The organism is Aeromicrobium sp. (assembly GCF_047606445.1).
Classification (GTDB): domain Bacteria; phylum Actinomycetota; class Actinomycetes; order Propionibacteriales; family Nocardioidaceae; genus Aeromicrobium.
On record NZ_JASGEK010000019.1, the window covers coordinates 29,829 to 45,655 of the forward strand.

A 15,827-nucleotide genomic window follows, 5' to 3' on the forward strand; every position below is an offset into this window, starting at 1 on the left:
ATCAGCCGACGTCGAGGGGGAGTCGGGTGACGGCGGGCCAGAGGGCGGCGAGGGTGAGCGCCAACAGGATCAGATTCCACAGGGCGGCGGGCAGGTGGGTGAGCCGGGCGAGCACGTCGGCGTCGGTCGTGCCGCTGCGCTGACGGCGTCGGTTCGTCCAGAGCTCCAGCACCGTGCGCGGCGCGGCGAGCAGCCAGAACCACGCGGCTGTCTCCACGATCGTGGTCTGCCAGAGGGTGTCGGCCCATCGCAAGGACGCGCCGACGGCGGCGAGCGCCGTGACGACGATCAGCAGGCCGAAGGCGTTGCGGATGAACACGAGTGTGACCACGAGGACGCCGAGCAGCGCCCACAACGCCTCGTGCGACCAGCCCGCGTGGACCGCGCCGATCAGCGCGAGGCCGACGAACGACGGCGCGAGATAGCCCGCCGCCGCGGTCGCGATCATGCCGAGGCCGCGTGGCTTGCCGCGCGAGACGGTCAGGCCGGAGGAGTCGGCGTTGAGCCGGATGCCGTTCAGCGTCCGTCCGGTCAGCACCGCGACGCCTGCGTGGCCCAGTTCGTGGACGAGCGTCACCGCGTGGCGGGCGAAGGGCCACACGACGGGGACGGTCACGAGGGCGAGCGCGACGGCGACGGGAAGCCAGCGGGAGAGGTCCATCAGACTATGGTGCCGATCCGGCTCCAGCCGCCGTCGGCCACCTCCACCCGCAGCTGCGCGGGGATCTGCTCCTTCATCGCCTCCACATGGCTGATCAGGCCGATGACGCGACCGCCCTCGCGCAGCGCGTCGAGCGTCTCCATCGTGACCTCCAGCGTCTCGGGGTCGAGGGAGCCGAAGCCCTCGTCGATGAACAGGGTGTCGAGGCGCAGCCCGCCGGCCCGCGCGGTGACCGCCTCGGCCAGGCCGAGGGCGAGCGCCAACGAGGCTTGGAACTTCTCGCCGCCGGACAGCGAGGCGGGGGTGCGGGCGTCGTCGGTGTGAGCGTCGAGGACCAGCAGGTCGAGGCCGCCGCGTCCGCGCCGCGCGACGTCGGCGGAGCGGTGGAGGGTGTACCGCCCGGTGGTCATGCGCGCGAGGTGGCCGTTCGCCGCGCCGAGGATGTCGTCGAGCTCGGCGGCCAAGGCGAAGGTCTCCAGCGGCATCTTGAGCTCGTTGGCCCCGGCGCCGTGCAGCGCCTCGTCGAGGTCGCGGACTGTCTCACAGCGGGCGAGCTGGTCGGCTGAGCGGGAGATCAGGCTCCGCAGCGTTCTGGCCTGACCGGTGAGCGAGTCGAGTCGCTCTTGGGCGGTCGCCTGCTCGGCGGCGGACTGACGCGCCGCCGTCCGTGTCCGCAGGTAGGTGTCACGCGAGGCGGTGGAGTCGATCGGCTCGGCGGGCAGGTCGGCCAACTCCGGCTCGGCCAGGACGCTCTCGACCGAGGCGCGCGCCTGGTCGTGCTCGGCCACCTCGCGGTCGAGCCGGTTGACCTCGACGGCGGGGAGCAGGGCGGCCTCCACCTGCTCGGCGGACGCGAAAGGGCTCTCGGCGAGGGCGGCGGCGAGCGCCTGCTCGGCCTCGTCGGCCTCGGCGCGACGTCGGGTCAGCGTCTCGGCGGCGGTGAGGAGCCGCTGGGCGGCCTCGCTCGTCTGGCGCAGGTCACGGAGTCGGTCGGCGACGGAGGGATGGTCGCCTCGGGCTTCGGCCACCTCGGCGGCGGCCTTCTCCCAGGTGATCTGGGCCGCCGTGGCCTGTTCGGAGAGTTCGGCCTGATGACGATCGGACGCGAGGAGCGCGGTGTCGAGGTCGGCGAGACGGCGCCGGATCCGGGCGGCCTCGGCCTGTCGCTCCTCGTGCGCCGCGAGGTCGGCCTTGCGACGTTCCCACTCCGTGCGGGCCTCGGCGGCGAGCGTGGTCAACTCCTCAAGGCTGGCCCCGGCCTCCTCCTCGGCGGCTTCGAGCGCGGTGGTCAGGCGGGTGAGGCTCTCCGAGGCCTCCGACTCGCGGTCGCGCGCCTGTTGATGTTCGATCTCGGCCTGGTCGACGGCGGAACCATCGACGTGATCCTCGCCGGGACGCGCCGGAGACGGGTGCTCGACCGACCCGCAGACAGGACAGGGCTCGCCGTCGCTCAGCTCGGCGGCGACTGTGGACGCCCAGCCGTCCAGTTGTCGACGACGCAGGTCGATGAGCCGCTTCTCGGCGTCGTGGGCGGCCTCCTGTCGGGCGAGGCGGTGGCGTTCGGCCTCGGCGACCTCCTCGCGGAACGTCGCCGCTCGGCGTGCGGCGTGCGACCGAGCGGTCAGTCGCTCCACCTCGGCCTGCTGCTCGGCGTGCCGGGCGCCGAGGTCGCCATCGGCCGCGATCCGCTCGGCGAGGTGGCTCAGCGCGGTGTCCGTCTGCCGCCGCTCGACCCGCTGTCGCTCGACGGTCTGGCTGAAGGCCTGGTCGGCGTCGCGAGCGTCGCGCGATCGCTGTTCGAGGTCGGGGAGCTGATGTTCGGTCGCGGCGGGGGCCGTCAGCGCGCCGATCTGCTCGGTGAGCGACACGACCTGGAGGCGCAGCGACTCGACGTCGTCGCGGGGCAGGCCGGGGGCGGCCTCGGCGGCGCGGCGATGGCTGCGCTCGGCCTCCTCCAGGGCGGTCGTGGCCGTGCGCGCCGCGCGGACGGCAGGGTGCGCGACGGCGGCCTGCTGGGCCGAGGCGACGGCACGACGCTGTTCCTCGATGTCCTCCCGCCGCTGGTCGAGGAGCGTTCGGCGTTCCAGGGCGTCGGCCCGGCGTCGTTGGAGCGATATGACCCGCTCGACCTCGCGGGACTGCTGCTCGGCGTCAGCGTGGGCTCTCTCAGCGGCCTCGGCCCGCCGGCTCGTCTCCTCGACGATCACGCGCCGCGTGGCCAGCAAGTCCTCGATCCACACGTCGACCTGCTCGGACGACGCGGGCGGATCGACCTCGGCGTGTCGGGCGAGGGTGGCCGTGGCCTGGTCGATGGCGGCGGTCTGCGCGCCGACCTCGGCCTCGGCCGCGCGGGCGCGCTCGCGGACCGCCTCGGTGTAGCGGTCGAAACGCTCGGTGCGGAACAGTGTGCGTAAGAGCGCGCGTCGCTCCTCGCTGCCAGCGACGAGGAACTCCTGGAACTGCCCCTGCGCCAGCAGCACCACCTGGAGGAACTGGTGGGCGGTGAGACCGATCAGGCCCTGGACGTGCCGCTCGGCGTTGCCGATCTTCGTCTCGAACACCTCGTAGTCGTCGCCGGCTCGACGGCTGAGCGTCAACTGCGCGGCCTGTGTGGTGAAGCCGTCGCCGCGCTGCTTCGGACGCTGATAGGCAGGAGAGCGCCAGACGCGATAGCGCGTGCTGCCGACGCTGAACTCGACGGCGACCTCCGTCGGCTCGCCGGGCTCCAGATAACGGCTGCGCACCTGCTCGTCGGCCTTGCCGCCGTAGCGCGGGACCGTGCCGAACAGGCCGTAGGCGAGCGCGTCGAGCAGCGAGGACTTGCCCGCGCCGGTCTTGCCGCCGATGAGGAAGAGTCCGTCGACGGCGAAGGCGTCGATGTCGACGTGGGTCTCGTCGCGGTACGGGCCGAAGCCCTTCACCGTGATGGTGTGGATTCTCATGCGGTCACGTCGACCCGCGCCTCGTCGACGACCTCGGCGATGATGGCGCGCTCGTCGTCGCTGAGGCCGGCGCCGCGTGTGATGGACAGGAAGGAGTCGACCACCTCGAGGTCGCTCTTGCCTTGGGTGAGCGCGCGGTAGTCGACGCCGCCTCCGCCGGTGACTGTCAGACCGGTCCATTCGAGGTGGGCGCAGTGGGGGAAGCGCTCCTGGAGGCGGCGCATGGCGTCGCGCTGGCGGGTGGCGTCGGTGAGGCGGGCGCGCACCCATTGGCTCTCGGCGTCGGTGTGTGCGGCGTCGGTGAGCAGTTCGTCGAGGGTCCCGGTGAGGGTGGTCAGCGGGCGGGGGACCGGCAGGTCGACCCACTCGGCGCCAGCCAGCCCGCCCGCGTCGAGGTCGACCAGCCACCCGCCGCGCGGCTTGCCCTCCTCGGAGAACGACAGATGCAGGGGAGCGCCGCTATAGCGCAGATGGGGCGCCAGCTCGGAGCGTCCGTGGATGTGGCCGAGAGCGACGTAGTCGACGCCGTCGAAGGCGTTGACCGGCACTCGGTCGACGCCGCCGACGGCGACGTCGGTGGCGACGATGGACCGTTCGGACTCGCACGACTCGCCCTCGGCCCCCGCGACGAAGGTGTGCGCGAGGACGACGGTGCGGGCGTCGTGGCGGGCGGCGTCGGCGCGGATCTGCCGCATGGCCTCGCCGAGGGCGTCGGCTTGGCTGCGCATCGGGGTCGCGTCCCAGAGGTGGCGGAGCCTGGCCGGTTCGAGAAAGGGGATGCCGTAGAAGCGGACGGGGCCGTGCTCGTCATCGATCACCACCGGCTCGGTGATCTGCTCGGGACGGGTGATGACGTGCACGCCTGCCGCCTTCGCGAAGTCGGACATGGTGCCGAGGCGGGTGGCCGAGTCGTGGTTGCCCGCCGTGACCACGACCTGCGCGCCCGCGTCGTGCAACCGCAGCAGCGCCCGGTTGAACAGCGCGATCGCGTCGGCCGAGGGCGTGGCCGAGTCGTAGACGTCGCCGGCCGCCACGACCACGTCGACGCCACGCCGGGCGACCTCCCCGGCCATCGCCGTCAACACCTCCTCCAGGGCGTCCAGCGTCGAGTGCCCATGGAAGGTCCGCCCGATGTGCCAGTCCGAGGTGTGCCAGATCCGCATGCCCACACCCTAGGAGTTGGCTCGGACTCTTCCCAGATTTGCGCCAAGTTCAACCGAGTCAGCGAAGGGAAACGGTTGAACTCGGCGCAAATCTGGCTAGAAGGTGACCCGGAGGCGCTTGAGGCGGGAGGTATGGCCGGAGGTGATGGTGACGCGGGACTTCGGGACGCCCGCGTGGGCGGCGATCAGCTTCTCGACGGCCGCGTTGGCCTTGCCGTCGACGGCTCGCTCGGGGGTGAAGACGACGAGGTCGACGCCGTCCTCGGCCGACGGCTCGACCAGCGGCCCCTTCTTGCTGCCGGGTTTGACCCGCACCCGGATGACGCGTTCGTCGGCCATGCTCACCGCGCCAGATGGCGGCTGATGACGAGCCGCTGGATCTGGTTGGTGCCTTCGAAGATCTGCATCACCTTCGTCTCGCGCATGAACCGCTCGACGGGGAAGTCGCGGGTGTAGCCCGCGCCGCCGAGCACCTGGACGGCATCGGTGGTGACCTTCATGGCGTGGTCGGTCGCGACCAGCTTCGCGACCGACGCCTGACGTCCGTAGGGACGTCCGGCGTCCTTCAACCGCGCCGCGTGCAGGTACGTCGCGCGCGCCGACTCGACCGCCGCGGCCATGTCGGCCAGCAGGAATCCGAGCCCCTGGTGGTCGATGATCGCCTTGCCGAACGCCTCGCGCTCCTTCGCGTAGGCGACCGCCGCGTCGAGCGCCGCCTGCGCGACCCCGGTCGCGACCGCCGCGATGCCGAGCCGTCCGGCGTCGAGTCCGGCCAGCGCGATGGACAGCCCCTGGCCCTCCGCGCCCAACCTCCGTTCGACCGGAATCCGCACGCCGTCGAGCACCACCGTGGCGGTGGTCGAGCTCATCAGGCCCATCTTCTCCTCGGGCCTGTCGAAGCTCAGACCCTCGGCGCCGGCGGGGATCAGGAAACACGAGATCCCCTTGCCGCCGTCGTCGGAGGTGCGGGCCATGACCTTGTAGAAGTCGGCCTCGCCGCCGTGCGTCGTCCACGCCTTCGCGCCGGACAGCACGTACTCGTCGCCCTCGCGGACCGCCTTGGTGCGCATCGCCGCCGGGTCGGAGCCCGCGTGCGCCTCGGACAGGCAGTACGCGCCCAACCGCTCCCCGCCGATCATGTCGGGCAGCCACGCGGCCTTCTGCTCGTCGGTCCCGGCCTCGAACAGGCCGAAACACGACAGCACGTGCACGCTCGTGCCGACGCCGACCGCCGCCCACGCCGTCGCGATCTCCTCGACCACCTGCAGGTACACCTCGTACGGCTGGCCGCCACCCCCGAAATCCTCCGGATAGGGCAGGCCCAGCAGACCCGCACGACCGAGCACGCGGAAGACCTCGCGAGGGAAGGACGCGGTCCTCTCCGCCTCGTCGACCTTCGGACGCAGCTCGCGGGAAGCGATCTCGCGGGTCAACTCGATCAGGTCGCGGGCCTCGTCGGTGGGAAGCAAACGGTCGGTGGACATGTTGGTGAGGGTACGCTGCCCACGTCTCAGCCGTCGTGACCTGTGGAGATCCTCATGGCCCTGCCCGCCGCCCTGGCGCGCCCGCTCGCCCTGCCCGTCATCGCCTCGCCGATGTTCATCGTGTCCGGCCCCGCGCTGGTCACCGCCCAGTGCCAGGCGGGCGTCATCGGCGCGTTCCCGGCGCTCAACGCGCGTCCGCAGAGCCTGCTCGACGACTGGCTGCACGAGATCGCCGAGAGCAACCGGGCCTTCGCCGCCGCCCATCCCGACCGGCCCGTCGCGCCCTTCGCGGTCAACCAGATCGTGCACCGCTCCAACGACCGGCTCGAGGCCGACATGGAGCTGGTCGTCAAGCACGAGGTGCCCGTCGTCATCACCTCGCTCGGCGCCCGCACCGACATCAACGACGCCGTCCACTCCTACGGCGGCGTCGTCCTGCACGACGTCATCAACGACAAGTTCGCGCGCAAGGCCATCGAGAAGGGCGCCGACGGCCTCATCGCGGTCGCCGCGGGCGCGGGCGGCCACGCCGGAACGCAGTCGCCCTTCGCGCTCGTGCGGGAGATCCGCCAGTGGTTCGACGGCCCGCTCGCGCTGTCCGGCGCCATCGCGCACGGCAGCTCCGTGCTCGCGGCGCTGGCCGCCGGGGCGGACTTCGCCTACGTCGGCTCGGCCTTCCTCGCCACCGACGAGGCGAATGCGGTCGACGCCTACAAGAACATGATCGTCGACTCATCGGCCGAGGACGTCGTCTACAGCAACCTGTTCACCGGCGTCCACGGCAACTACTTGCGCGGCAGCATCGAGGCCTCCGGTCTCGACCCCGACAACCTCGCCACCTCCGATCCGTCCAAGATGAGCTTCGGCTCCGACGAGAAGGAGTCCGGAGCGAGCGAGGCCAAGCCGTGGCGCGACATCTGGGGCTCCGGCCAGGGCATCGGCGCGGTCGAGGCCGTGGTCCCCGTCGCCGACCTCGTCACCCGCCTGAAGGGCGAGTTCGACGAGGCGCGGGCGCGACTTCTCAGCTGAGGTACGTCTTGAGGTGCTGGCCGGTGAGGGTGGAGGCGTCGCCGACGAGATCGGCAGGGGTGCCCTCGAAGACCACCTGGCCGCCGTCGTGGCCGGCGCCGGGGCCGAGGTCGATGATCCAGTCGGCGTGCGCCATCGCGGCCTGATGGTGCTCGATGACGATGACGCTCTTGCCGGAGTCGACGATGCGGTCGAGCAGGCCGAGCAGGTTCGCGACGTCGGCCAGGTGCAGGCCGGTGGTCGGCTCGTCGAGCACGTAGACGCTCGCGTCGGTGGCCAGGTGGGTGGCGAGCTTGAGCCGCTGGCGCTCGCCGCCGGACAGGGTGGTGAGCGGCTGGCCGAGGGTGACGTAGCCGAGGCCGACGTCGGCGAGCCGGGCGAGGATCTTGCTGGCGGCGGGGATGCGCGCCTCACCGTCGGAGAAGAAGTCCAACGCCTCGGCGACCGGCATCGACAGCACCTCGCTGATGTTCTTCTCGCCGAGGGTGTACTCCAGCACCTCGGCCTGGAAACGCTTGCCCTCGCAGTCCTGGCAGGGCGTCGCCACCCCGGCCATGACGCCGAGGTCGCTGTAGATGACGCCCGCGCCCTTGCAGGCGGGGCAGGCGCCGGCCGAGTTCGGGCTGAACAGCGCTGGCTTGACGCCGTTGGCCTTCGCGAACGCCTTGCGGATCGGGTCGAGCAGGCTCGTGTAGGTGGCCGGGTTCGACCGACGCGAGCCCTTGATGGCCCCCTGGTCGATGGCCACGACCCCCTCCCGCAGCGACACGTGGCTGTGGATCAGCGAGCTCTTGCCCGACCCCGCCACGCCGGTCACCACCGTCAGCACGCCCAGCGGCACGTCGACGTCGACCTCCCGCAGGTTGTGCTCGTTCGCCCCCCGGATCTCGATGCGTCCCGTCGGCGTGCGCACCTCGTCCTTCAAGCTCGCCCGGTAGCTCAGATGCCGTCCGGTGAGCGTGTCGGCCTGACGCAGCTCCTCGACCGTGCCCTCGAAGACGACCTCGCCGCCGCCGGTGCCCGCCGCCGGTCCCATGTCGACCACACGGTCGGCGATGGCGATGGTCTCCGGTTTGTGCTCGACCACCAGCACCGTGTTGCCCTTGTCGCGCAGGCGGAGCAGCAGCTCGTTCATGCGGTCGATGTCGTGCGGGTGCAGGCCGACCGTCGGCTCGTCGAAGACATAGGTGACGTCGGTCAGCGACGACCCGAGGTGGCGGATCATCTTGGTGCGCTGCGCCTCGCCGCCCGACAGCGTGCCGGACGGGCGCTCCAGGCTCAGGTATCCGAGGCCGATGTGCGTGAAGGAGTCGAGCGTGTCGCTCAGCGCCTCGACCAGCGGCTCCGCGCCGGGCGCCTCCAACTCGCGCACCCATACGGCGAGGTCGCTGATCTGCATGCGGCACAGGTCGGCGATGCTCTTGCCGGCGATCTTCGACGAGCGGGCCTCGGCGTTGAGCCGGGTGCCCTCGCAGTCGGGGCACTCGGTGAACACGACCGCCCGGTCGACGAAGGCCCGGATGTGCGGCTGCATCGCCTCGCGGTCCTTGCTGAGCATGGACTTCTGGATCTGCGGGATCAGGCCGACATAGGTGACGTTGATGCCCTCGGCCTTGATCTTGGTGGGCTCCTTGTAGAGGAGATCGTGCAACTCGGCGTCGGTGAAGTCCTTGATCGGGGTGTCGGCGTCGAAGAAGCCGCAGGAGTTGAAGATGCGCCCGTACCAGCCCTCCATCGAGTAGCCGGGGATGGTGATGGCGCCGCCGTTGATCGACTTGTCCTCGTCGAACAGGGCGGGCAGGTGGAAGTCGCTGACCCGGCCCATGCCCTCGCAGCGCGCGCACATGCCGCCCTGCAGGCTGAACTCGCGGCGCTCTTTGACCTTGGTGTCGCCCTTCTCGACCGTCACCGCGCCGGCCCCGCTCATCGAGGCGACGTTGAAGGAGAAGGCCTGCGGACCGCCGACATGCGGCTCGCCGAGGCGGCTGAACAGGATGCGCAGCATCGCGTTGACGTCGGTGACCGTGCCGACGGTGGAGCGGGCGTTGGCCCCCATGCGCTCCTGGTCGACGAGGATCGCGGTGGTCAGCCCGTCCAGCACGTCGACGTCGGGCCGCGCCATCTGCGGCATGAACCCCTGGACGAAGGCGCTGTAGGTCTCGTTGATGAGCCGCTGCGACTCCGCCGCGATGGTGCCGAAGACCAGTGAGCTCTTGCCCGACCCCGACACGCCGGTGAACACCGTCAGACGGCGTTTGGCCAGGTCGAGGTCGACACCTCGGAGGTTGTTCTCGCGCGCTCCGCGCACGGTGATCTGGTCGTGGGAGTCGGCGGGGTGCGCGTTGGTCGAGGCCATGGGGTCCATCTCACCACAACCGGCTGACAGAAACGGCTCCTATTGCGTCCCTCCGCAGGCTTTGCGGCGCGCCAGGGTCGGGTTCGCTCCACGTCCGATCGGGGAGGTGGGGAGTCGGGTCGCCTCGGCGAGCTCGAGCACCCGTCGCCGGTCGGACAGCGGACCGTCGTTCGACGACGCGACGCGCGCTGAGATCGACGGGCTCGTCACTGACGGCAGTACGTCCGCGGGCGCACCGGCTGGGGCCTGGCCGAGGCGAAGGCCTACGTCGACCGCCTGGGGTGATCCACCGCTAGGCTCGGCGCATGATGCGTCAGCGGTTGGCCCGCCTGGTGACTCGTGTGTTGGGCTATCGCATGGTGGGGACGGTGCCGGAGCGCGGCGTGCTCGTCGGCGCGCCGCACACGTCGAACTGGGACTTCGTCACGATGCTGATCGTGATGTGGCACGAGGGCGCCCACCCGCGCGTGCTGGTGAAGAAGGAATTGTTCGTCGGCCCGCTGGGCTGGCTGCTCAAGGCCTTCGGCGGCATCCCGCTCGACCGCAAGAACGCCGGCGGCGTCGTGCAGACCTTCGTCGACGAGGCGGGCCAGAACGAGGCCTTCCGGCTGGTCATCGCCGCCGAGGGAACCCGCTCGCCCGGGAAGTACTGGAAGTCGGGCTTCCTGCGCATCGCCCACGAGGCCGACCTGCCGGTCGCGCTGGCGTTCTTCGAGCCATCCACCAAGACGATGGGCTTCGGCGAGCCGTTCACGCCGACCGGCGACTTCCGCGCCGACATGGACGTCGTGCGGGCTTTCTACGCCGACAAGCAGGGCATCAAGCCCGCCAACCGCACCGAGCCCCGCCTCCGCGAGGAGGACGAGCAGTCCTGAGCCGGGGCTAGACTTCCCCTATGTCTTTACTCGACCGCATCTTGATCTCGCCGGACGTCGTTCATGGCCGTCCCGCGATCAAGGGAACTCGAATGCGAGTCAGCGACGTGCTGGGGCTTCTCGCCGCCGGAGCTGACGAGACGGAAATCCTCGAGGACTACCCCTACCTCTCCGGTGAGGACATCCGAGCCTGTCTGGCGTATGCGGCGGCTCAGGCCGATCATACGGTCGTGATCGCCTCGTAAGCATGCGATTTCTCGTTGACGCTCAGCTGCCGCCAGCCCTGGCGAAACTGTTGCGTGACCGAGGGCACGAGGCCGACCACGTCACCGACATCGCTCCCGGTGACACACCCGACCACGACCTCTGGCTCTACGCCTTGCGGAACCAGGCGGTCATCGTGACCAAGGACGAGGATTTCTCCCTCATGTTCGCCATGCGTGGTGACGCGCCAGCCGTCGTCTGGGTCAGGATCGGCAACACCCGAAAGGCGGTGTTGCTGGCTTGGTTCGAACCGCTCATCGACCAGATCGTCGAACTCGTCGAGCAGGGGCAGCGACTGATCGAGCTTCGCTGAGCTTTCTCAGTCGTCCTCGCGCAGGGGGCTGACGGGCCAGTCGGCGGGGTAGAGGTCGTCGGTCTCGGCCTGCATCTTGTCGAGCTTCTTGCGGGGCCGCTTGGCGAGGCGGTCGCCGAACACGGTGCCGAACAGGTGGTCGGTCTCGTGCTGCAGGCAGCGGGCCAGCAGGCCGGTGCCGGTGAACTCCACCGGTTCGCCGAACTGGTCGACGCCGCTGACGTGCGCGTGGTCGGGGCGGGCCAGCGGCGCGTAGGAGCCGGGGAACGACAGGCAGCCCTCGTCCTCGTCGTCGAGACGGCGGTCGCCGCCGTCGGGCAGCGTGAGCACCGGATTGCAGACCACGCCGGTGACGCTCTGGCCGTCGGCGTCGGGGCAGTCGAAGACGAACACCTTGACGCTCTCGCCCACCTGGTTGGCCGCCAGGCCCACGCCGCGCGCGGCGTACATCGTGGCGACCATGTCGGCGACGAGCGTCTGCAGCTCCTCGCCGAAATCGGTCACGTCGTCGAGCTCGCGGTGCATGACCGGGGTGCCCCAACGGGTGATCGGACGGACCTGGCCGCCCTCGGGCAAGGGGCGCGACTGCGAAGTGCTCAAGCGGGGGCTCACGACCCTACCGTAACGGAACACGGTCGGATATCATCGTCAGGCCAGCGTGCAAACGTGAGTTACACCCGGCTTCCCCCTAGTTTCCCAAAGGAGCTCTCGTGGCCTCTCGCAAGGACCCCATGGGCATCGGACTGGCGGTGCTCAACCGCATCGCCAGCTCGCCCACGATCGACAAGCTCGGGCTGCGCAAGCAGGCCGAGAAGACCGTGTACCACGGCACCCGCGCCGGCTTCCAGGCCGCCGGAGCCGGGGCGCGCGCGTTCAAGAAGGTCAAGGGGTCGGGCAAGCCCGCCCGCCCCAGCGCCTCCAGCGACTCCGGCGTCTTCGACCTGACGCCCACCGAAGACCAGGAGATGATCGTCTCGGTCGTCTCCGAGTTCGCCGCCGACGTCCTCCGCGCCGGCGCGGAAGAGGCCGAGAAGAACGACGACACGCCCGACTCGGTCCTCGACCAGACCAGCGAGTTCGGTCTGAGCCTGCTCAACGTGCCCGAGAAGCTCGGCGGCCTGTCCGAGGAGCGCTCGGTGACCACTGGCGTGCTCGTGGCCGAGGCGCTGTCGAACGGCGACATGGGTCAGGCCGTGGCCTGCATGGCGCCCGCCGCCGTCGCCACCGCGATCTCCCTGTGGGGCTCCGACGAGCAGCAGCAGACCTACCTGCCCGCCTTCACCGGCGACGACGTCCCGGCCGCCGCCTTCGTCGTGGCCGAGCCGGCCCCGCTGTTCGACCCCTTCGTGTTGTCGACCAAGGCGACCAAGAGGGGCGAGGGCTACGTGCTCGACGGCCTCAAGTCCGGCGTCGTGCGCGGCGCGGCCGCCGAGTTGTTCGTGGTCGCCGCCGACCTCGACGGCCAGTCCGCGCTGTTCCTCGTCGAGGCGAAGTCCGAGGGCGTCAGCGTCGCCGCCGACCCGTCGATGGGTCTGCGCGCGGCCGGCCTGAGCCGCCTCAAGCTGGAGTCCACCCCGGCCCAGCTGCTCGGCGAGGGAACCCTCGACGACTACCGCGAGGCGATCCGCCTCTCGCGTCTGGCCTGGAGCGCCCTGGCGCTCGGCACGGCCAAGTCGGTCCTCGACTACACGAAGGACTACGTCGTGACCCGCGAGGCGTTCGGCGAGCCCATCGCCTACCGCCAGTCGGTGGCCTTCATGGTCGCCAACATCGCCATCGAGCTCGAGGGCATGCGCCTGGTCACCCTCAAGGCCGCCTCGCGCGCCGAGCAGGGCAGCGACCACGCCCGCGAGGTCGCCCTGGCCCGCAAGCTCGCCGCCGAGTACGGCATGAAGATCGGCACCGACGGCGTCCAGCTGCTCGGCGGCCACGGCTTCGTCAAGGAGCACCCGGTCGAGCGTTGGTACCGCGATCTGCGGGCCGTCGCCGTGATGGAAGGAGCGGTCCTCGTCTGAGGACGGACAGAACATGATCAATCTGGACACCCCCAAGAAGTTCCGCGCCTTCATCGGCCAGGCCAACCAGGTCGCCAATGAGTTCCTGCGCGCCAACTCCCGCAAGTACGACCTCGCCGAGCACTCCTACCCCAAGGAGCTCGACCTGCTGGCCTCGCTGATCGACGGCATGAGCGACTCCGGCCAGGGGCAGGGCGCCGGCGCGACCGGTGTGCGCCGCAGCGAGGACGAGGACACCGTCAAGGGCAAGAACAAGATCAAGAACGGCACCAACATGTCGTCGGTCTTGTCGGTCATCGAGATGTGCTGGGGCGACGTCGGCCTGCTGCTGACGATGCCGCGCCAGGGCCTCGGCAACTCGGCCATCGCCTCGGTCGCGACCGACGAGCAGTTGGAGCGCTACAAGGGCACGTGGGCCGCGATGGCGATCACCGAGCCCAGCTTCGGCTCGGACTCGGCCGCCATCAAGACCACGGCGGTCAAGGACGGCGACCACTACGTCCTCAACGGCGAGAAGATCTTCGTCACCTCCGGCGACCGGGCCGACTCCGTCGTCGTGTGGGCCACGCTCGACAAGAGCCTCGGCCGCGCGGCGATCAAGTCCTTCGTCGTCTCCAAGGACACCCCGGGCATCCGGGTCGAGCGGCTCGAGCACAAGCTCGGCATCCGCGCGTCCGACACCGCGGTGATCGTGCTCGACAACTGCCGCGTGCACGAGTCGAACCTGCTCGGCAACCCCGAGATCGACGTCAAGCAGGGCTTCGCCGGCGCGATGGCGACCTTCGACAACACCCGTCCGCTGGTCGCCGGCATGGCCGTCGGCTGCGCCCGGGCGTCGCTGGAGCTCATGCGCGAGATCCTGGAGAAGGCCGGCGTCGAGATCGACTACGACCGTCCGGCGGCGACGCAGTCCTACGCCGCGGCCACCTTCTTGCAGATGGAGGCCGACTGGGAGGCCGCGCTGCTGCTGACGTTGGAGGCCGCCTGGCTCGCCGACAACCGCAAGCCGAACTCCGTCGAGGCGTCCATGTCGAAGGCGAAGGCCGGCCGCGTGGGCAACGACATCACGCTGCGCTGCGTCGAGCTCGCGGGCACGCTGGGCTACAGCGAGACCGAGTTCCTGGAGAAGTGGGCCCGCGACTCCAAGATCCTCGACATCTTCGAGGGCACCCAGCAGATCCAGCAGCTCATCGTGGCGCGCCGTCTGCTGAACCTGTCGTCGTCACAGCTCAAGTGACGGACTGACCGCACGGGTTCGAGGTCGATGTCGGTAGGTTGGACGCATGTCCGGCCCCGACATCGACCTCGAACTCGAGTTGACGCGCCTGGCGAGGAGACTGCGTCGACGCTCGGTGCAACTCGTCTCCGAGCTGCATCCCGACCTCGACTACGGCACCTATCTGTTCTTCCTCGCGATCTGCGACGCACCCGGCCGGGTGCGCGGCGCGGACCTCGCCGAGATGACCGGCGTGCATAAGTCCACCGCGAGCCGCGCGGTGGCCGCCCTCGTTTGTTTCGGACTGGTCGAGCAGCGTCCCGACCCGAGCGACGGCCGTGCCCGTCTGCTGGTCCCCACCCCCGACGCCTTGAAGCGTCAGACCGCCTACCGCGCCGCCATGCGCGACCGGCTCAACGAGTTCCTCGCCGACTGGGACCTCGACGACCTCGACACCTTCATCAGCCTCATGCGCCGTTTCAACGACTCGGCCGAGGCGTCGGGCTGAGCGAGTCTAGGAGTCCTTTTCGAGGCGTGCCAGTTCTTCTCGTAAAATTCGCTCGAAATCGGCCAGGTTGCTCGTTATCGTGTCAGCGATCGTGGCGAAGTCGACGAACGCGTATCCGTGGGCGATGTAATTACGGGTTCCCCAGATCTGTCGCCACTGTTCGCCGAAGAGTCGTTTGCCCAGTAAAGGGTCGCCATGGTGGAGAGCTTCGACTGCGGCCGACAAACGCATGCTGACAGCGTCGGCGACGGTGGCATCATCGAGGTCGTGACGGGAGAGGTGCCGATGGAGCGCGTCGAGATGAGTCAACGACTCAGCGACACGTTGGGCGTCTGTTCGCTTGCTCATAGTGCGACAGCATCCGCGAGAACATCAGAGCGAAGATGTTGGTGGAGCGCGCCGTCGGGGACAGCGTCGACGGTCACCCCGAGCAGATCGGACAGTTCTTGTCCCATCGCGACGATCGAGAACAAGCCCATGCCGTCAGGGCGGGTGAAAAGCAGGTCAATGTCGCTGTGCTCATCAGCGTCACCACGGGCGACTGATCCGAAGATCCGGACATTCGAGACGCCGTACCGTCGGAGGATCGCCGCCACTTCGTCACGATGTCGCTCGATGAGCCCACGCAACTCCATCGAGCGGACGCTGGGAACGAGCAAGGTCATGCCACCAATCTACGTGTCCTGTCGTCCTGAGTCACGGATCGTCGACATCTCAGGGGCTGACTCTCCGCTCGCGAGAGAGTTGTGACCCGCTCATGAGAGACTTTCGCACCTGCCTCGCGGGCCACGACTCTCTCATCAGGGGTGCAGAAGTCTCTCGCGAGTGTGGGCGGCTTAACAAGTTTCCGTCGTGCTGGCAACCCCCGAAAATGGTGACGCCGAAAGTTGGACAAACCGGCGGGGGGGGGGCTTAAGTTCTGAGCATGACTGTGACGTCTGGAAAGTTCGCCGTCCTGGTGGCGGTCGCATCGCTGTTGCTCTCCTCATGCGGGAACGATG

At 69.6% G+C, this 15,827-nt stretch carries 16 protein-coding genes; 7 read left to right on the top strand and 9 right to left on the bottom strand.

What is annotated here, in order from left to right; all coding sequences use genetic code 11:
* Position 1 precedes the first annotated feature (1 nt).
* From QM621_RS05220 to QM621_RS05240, 5 genes are all read right to left on the bottom strand, one after another.
* Complete coding sequence (locus QM621_RS05220) at positions 2–661, bottom strand: M50 family metallopeptidase (RefSeq protein WP_414989303.1); 660 nt, start codon at positions 659–661, stop codon at positions 2–4.
* The gene (locus QM621_RS05225) at positions 661–3,603 is read right to left on the bottom strand and encodes an AAA family ATPase (RefSeq protein ID WP_414989304.1); all 2,943 of its coding nucleotides are present in this window, start codon (positions 3,601–3,603) and stop codon (positions 661–663) included. The genes QM621_RS05220 and QM621_RS05225 overlap by 1 nt, the downstream gene beginning before the upstream one ends.
* Positions 3,600–4,766 (bottom strand): exonuclease SbcCD subunit D, encoded by a 1,167-nt coding sequence (locus QM621_RS05230; protein ID WP_414989305.1) that lies wholly within the window; start codon positions 4,764–4,766, stop codon positions 3,600–3,602. Before QM621_RS05230 ends, QM621_RS05225 begins: the two co-directional genes overlap by 4 nt.
* A gap of 96 nt (positions 4,767–4,862) precedes the next feature.
* Complete coding sequence (locus QM621_RS05235) at positions 4,863–5,105, bottom strand: DUF167 domain-containing protein (RefSeq protein ID WP_414989306.1); 243 nt, start codon at positions 5,103–5,105, stop codon at positions 4,863–4,865.
* Positions 5,106–5,107: 2 nt separating this feature from the next.
* On the bottom strand, positions 5,108–6,250 hold the full coding sequence (locus QM621_RS05240; protein ID WP_414989307.1) for an acyl-CoA dehydrogenase family protein: 1,143 nt from the start codon (positions 6,248–6,250) through the stop codon (positions 5,108–5,110).
* 54 nt (positions 6,251–6,304) lie between these two features.
* Between QM621_RS05240 and QM621_RS05245 the strand changes: the two genes are divergently transcribed.
* Positions 6,305–7,279 (top strand): NAD(P)H-dependent flavin oxidoreductase, encoded by a 975-nt coding sequence (locus QM621_RS05245; protein WP_414989308.1) that lies wholly within the window; start codon positions 6,305–6,307, stop codon positions 7,277–7,279.
* On the opposite strand, the gene QM621_RS05250 is transcribed toward QM621_RS05245, so the two are convergent.
* Entirely contained in the window at positions 7,272–9,635 is a 2,364-nt protein-coding gene (locus QM621_RS05250; RefSeq protein WP_414989309.1) for an ATP-binding cassette domain-containing protein, read from the bottom strand. The two genes, QM621_RS05245 and QM621_RS05250, sit on opposite strands and share 8 nt — an antisense overlap.
* A gap of 305 nt (positions 9,636–9,940) precedes the next feature.
* On the opposite strand from QM621_RS05250, the gene QM621_RS05255 reads away from it, so the two are divergent.
* From QM621_RS05255 to QM621_RS05265, 3 genes are read left to right on the top strand one after another with little or no spacing between them, the layout of a single operon-like run.
* Entirely contained in the window at positions 9,941–10,510 is a 570-nt protein-coding gene (locus QM621_RS05255) for a 1-acyl-sn-glycerol-3-phosphate acyltransferase (protein WP_414989310.1), read from the top strand.
* Positions 10,511–10,530: 20 nt separating this feature from the next.
* Positions 10,531–10,755, top strand: a complete 225-nt coding sequence (locus QM621_RS05260; RefSeq protein ID WP_414989311.1) for a DUF433 domain-containing protein — start codon at positions 10,531–10,533, stop codon at positions 10,753–10,755.
* 2 nt (positions 10,756–10,757) lie between these two features.
* The gene (locus QM621_RS05265) at positions 10,758–11,087 is read left to right on the top strand and encodes a DUF5615 family PIN-like protein (protein WP_414989312.1); all 330 of its coding nucleotides are present in this window, start codon (positions 10,758–10,760) and stop codon (positions 11,085–11,087) included.
* A 6-nt stretch (positions 11,088–11,093) separates the two neighbouring features.
* On the opposite strand, the gene def is transcribed toward QM621_RS05265, so the two are convergent.
* Positions 11,094–11,699 carry a peptide deformylase gene (def, locus tag QM621_RS05270; RefSeq protein ID WP_414989313.1) on the bottom strand — a complete coding sequence of 202 codons (606 nt, stop codon included), beginning with the start codon at positions 11,697–11,699 and terminating at the stop codon, positions 11,094–11,096.
* 98 nt (positions 11,700–11,797) lie between these two features.
* Here def and QM621_RS05275 point away from each other — a divergent pair, with 98 nt between their 5' ends.
* From QM621_RS05275 to QM621_RS05285, 3 genes are read left to right on the top strand one after another with little or no spacing between them, the layout of a single operon-like run.
* Positions 11,798–13,102 (top strand): acyl-CoA dehydrogenase family protein, encoded by a 1,305-nt coding sequence (locus QM621_RS05275; protein ID WP_414989314.1) that lies wholly within the window; start codon positions 11,798–11,800, stop codon positions 13,100–13,102.
* Between the two features lie 13 nt (positions 13,103–13,115).
* Entirely contained in the window at positions 13,116–14,339 is a 1,224-nt protein-coding gene (locus QM621_RS05280; RefSeq protein ID WP_414989315.1) for an acyl-CoA dehydrogenase family protein, read from the top strand.
* 46 nt (positions 14,340–14,385) lie between these two features.
* Positions 14,386–14,826 carry a MarR family winged helix-turn-helix transcriptional regulator gene (locus QM621_RS05285; protein WP_414989316.1) on the top strand — a complete coding sequence of 147 codons (441 nt, stop codon included), beginning with the start codon at positions 14,386–14,388 and terminating at the stop codon, positions 14,824–14,826.
* Positions 14,827–14,832: 6 nt separating this feature from the next.
* Here the strand turns inward: QM621_RS05285 and QM621_RS05290 are convergent, their stop codons facing one another.
* A complete protein-coding gene (locus tag QM621_RS05290; protein ID WP_414989317.1) occupies positions 14,833–15,174 on the bottom strand; it encodes a DUF86 domain-containing protein in 342 nt (113 codons plus the stop codon).
* Positions 15,171–15,491: a nucleotidyltransferase family protein gene (locus QM621_RS05295; protein ID WP_414989318.1), complete on the bottom strand. Its 321-nt coding sequence runs from the start codon at positions 15,489–15,491 to the stop codon at positions 15,171–15,173. Before QM621_RS05295 ends, QM621_RS05290 begins: the two co-directional genes overlap by 4 nt.
* Between the last annotated feature and the right edge of the window lie 336 nt (positions 15,492–15,827).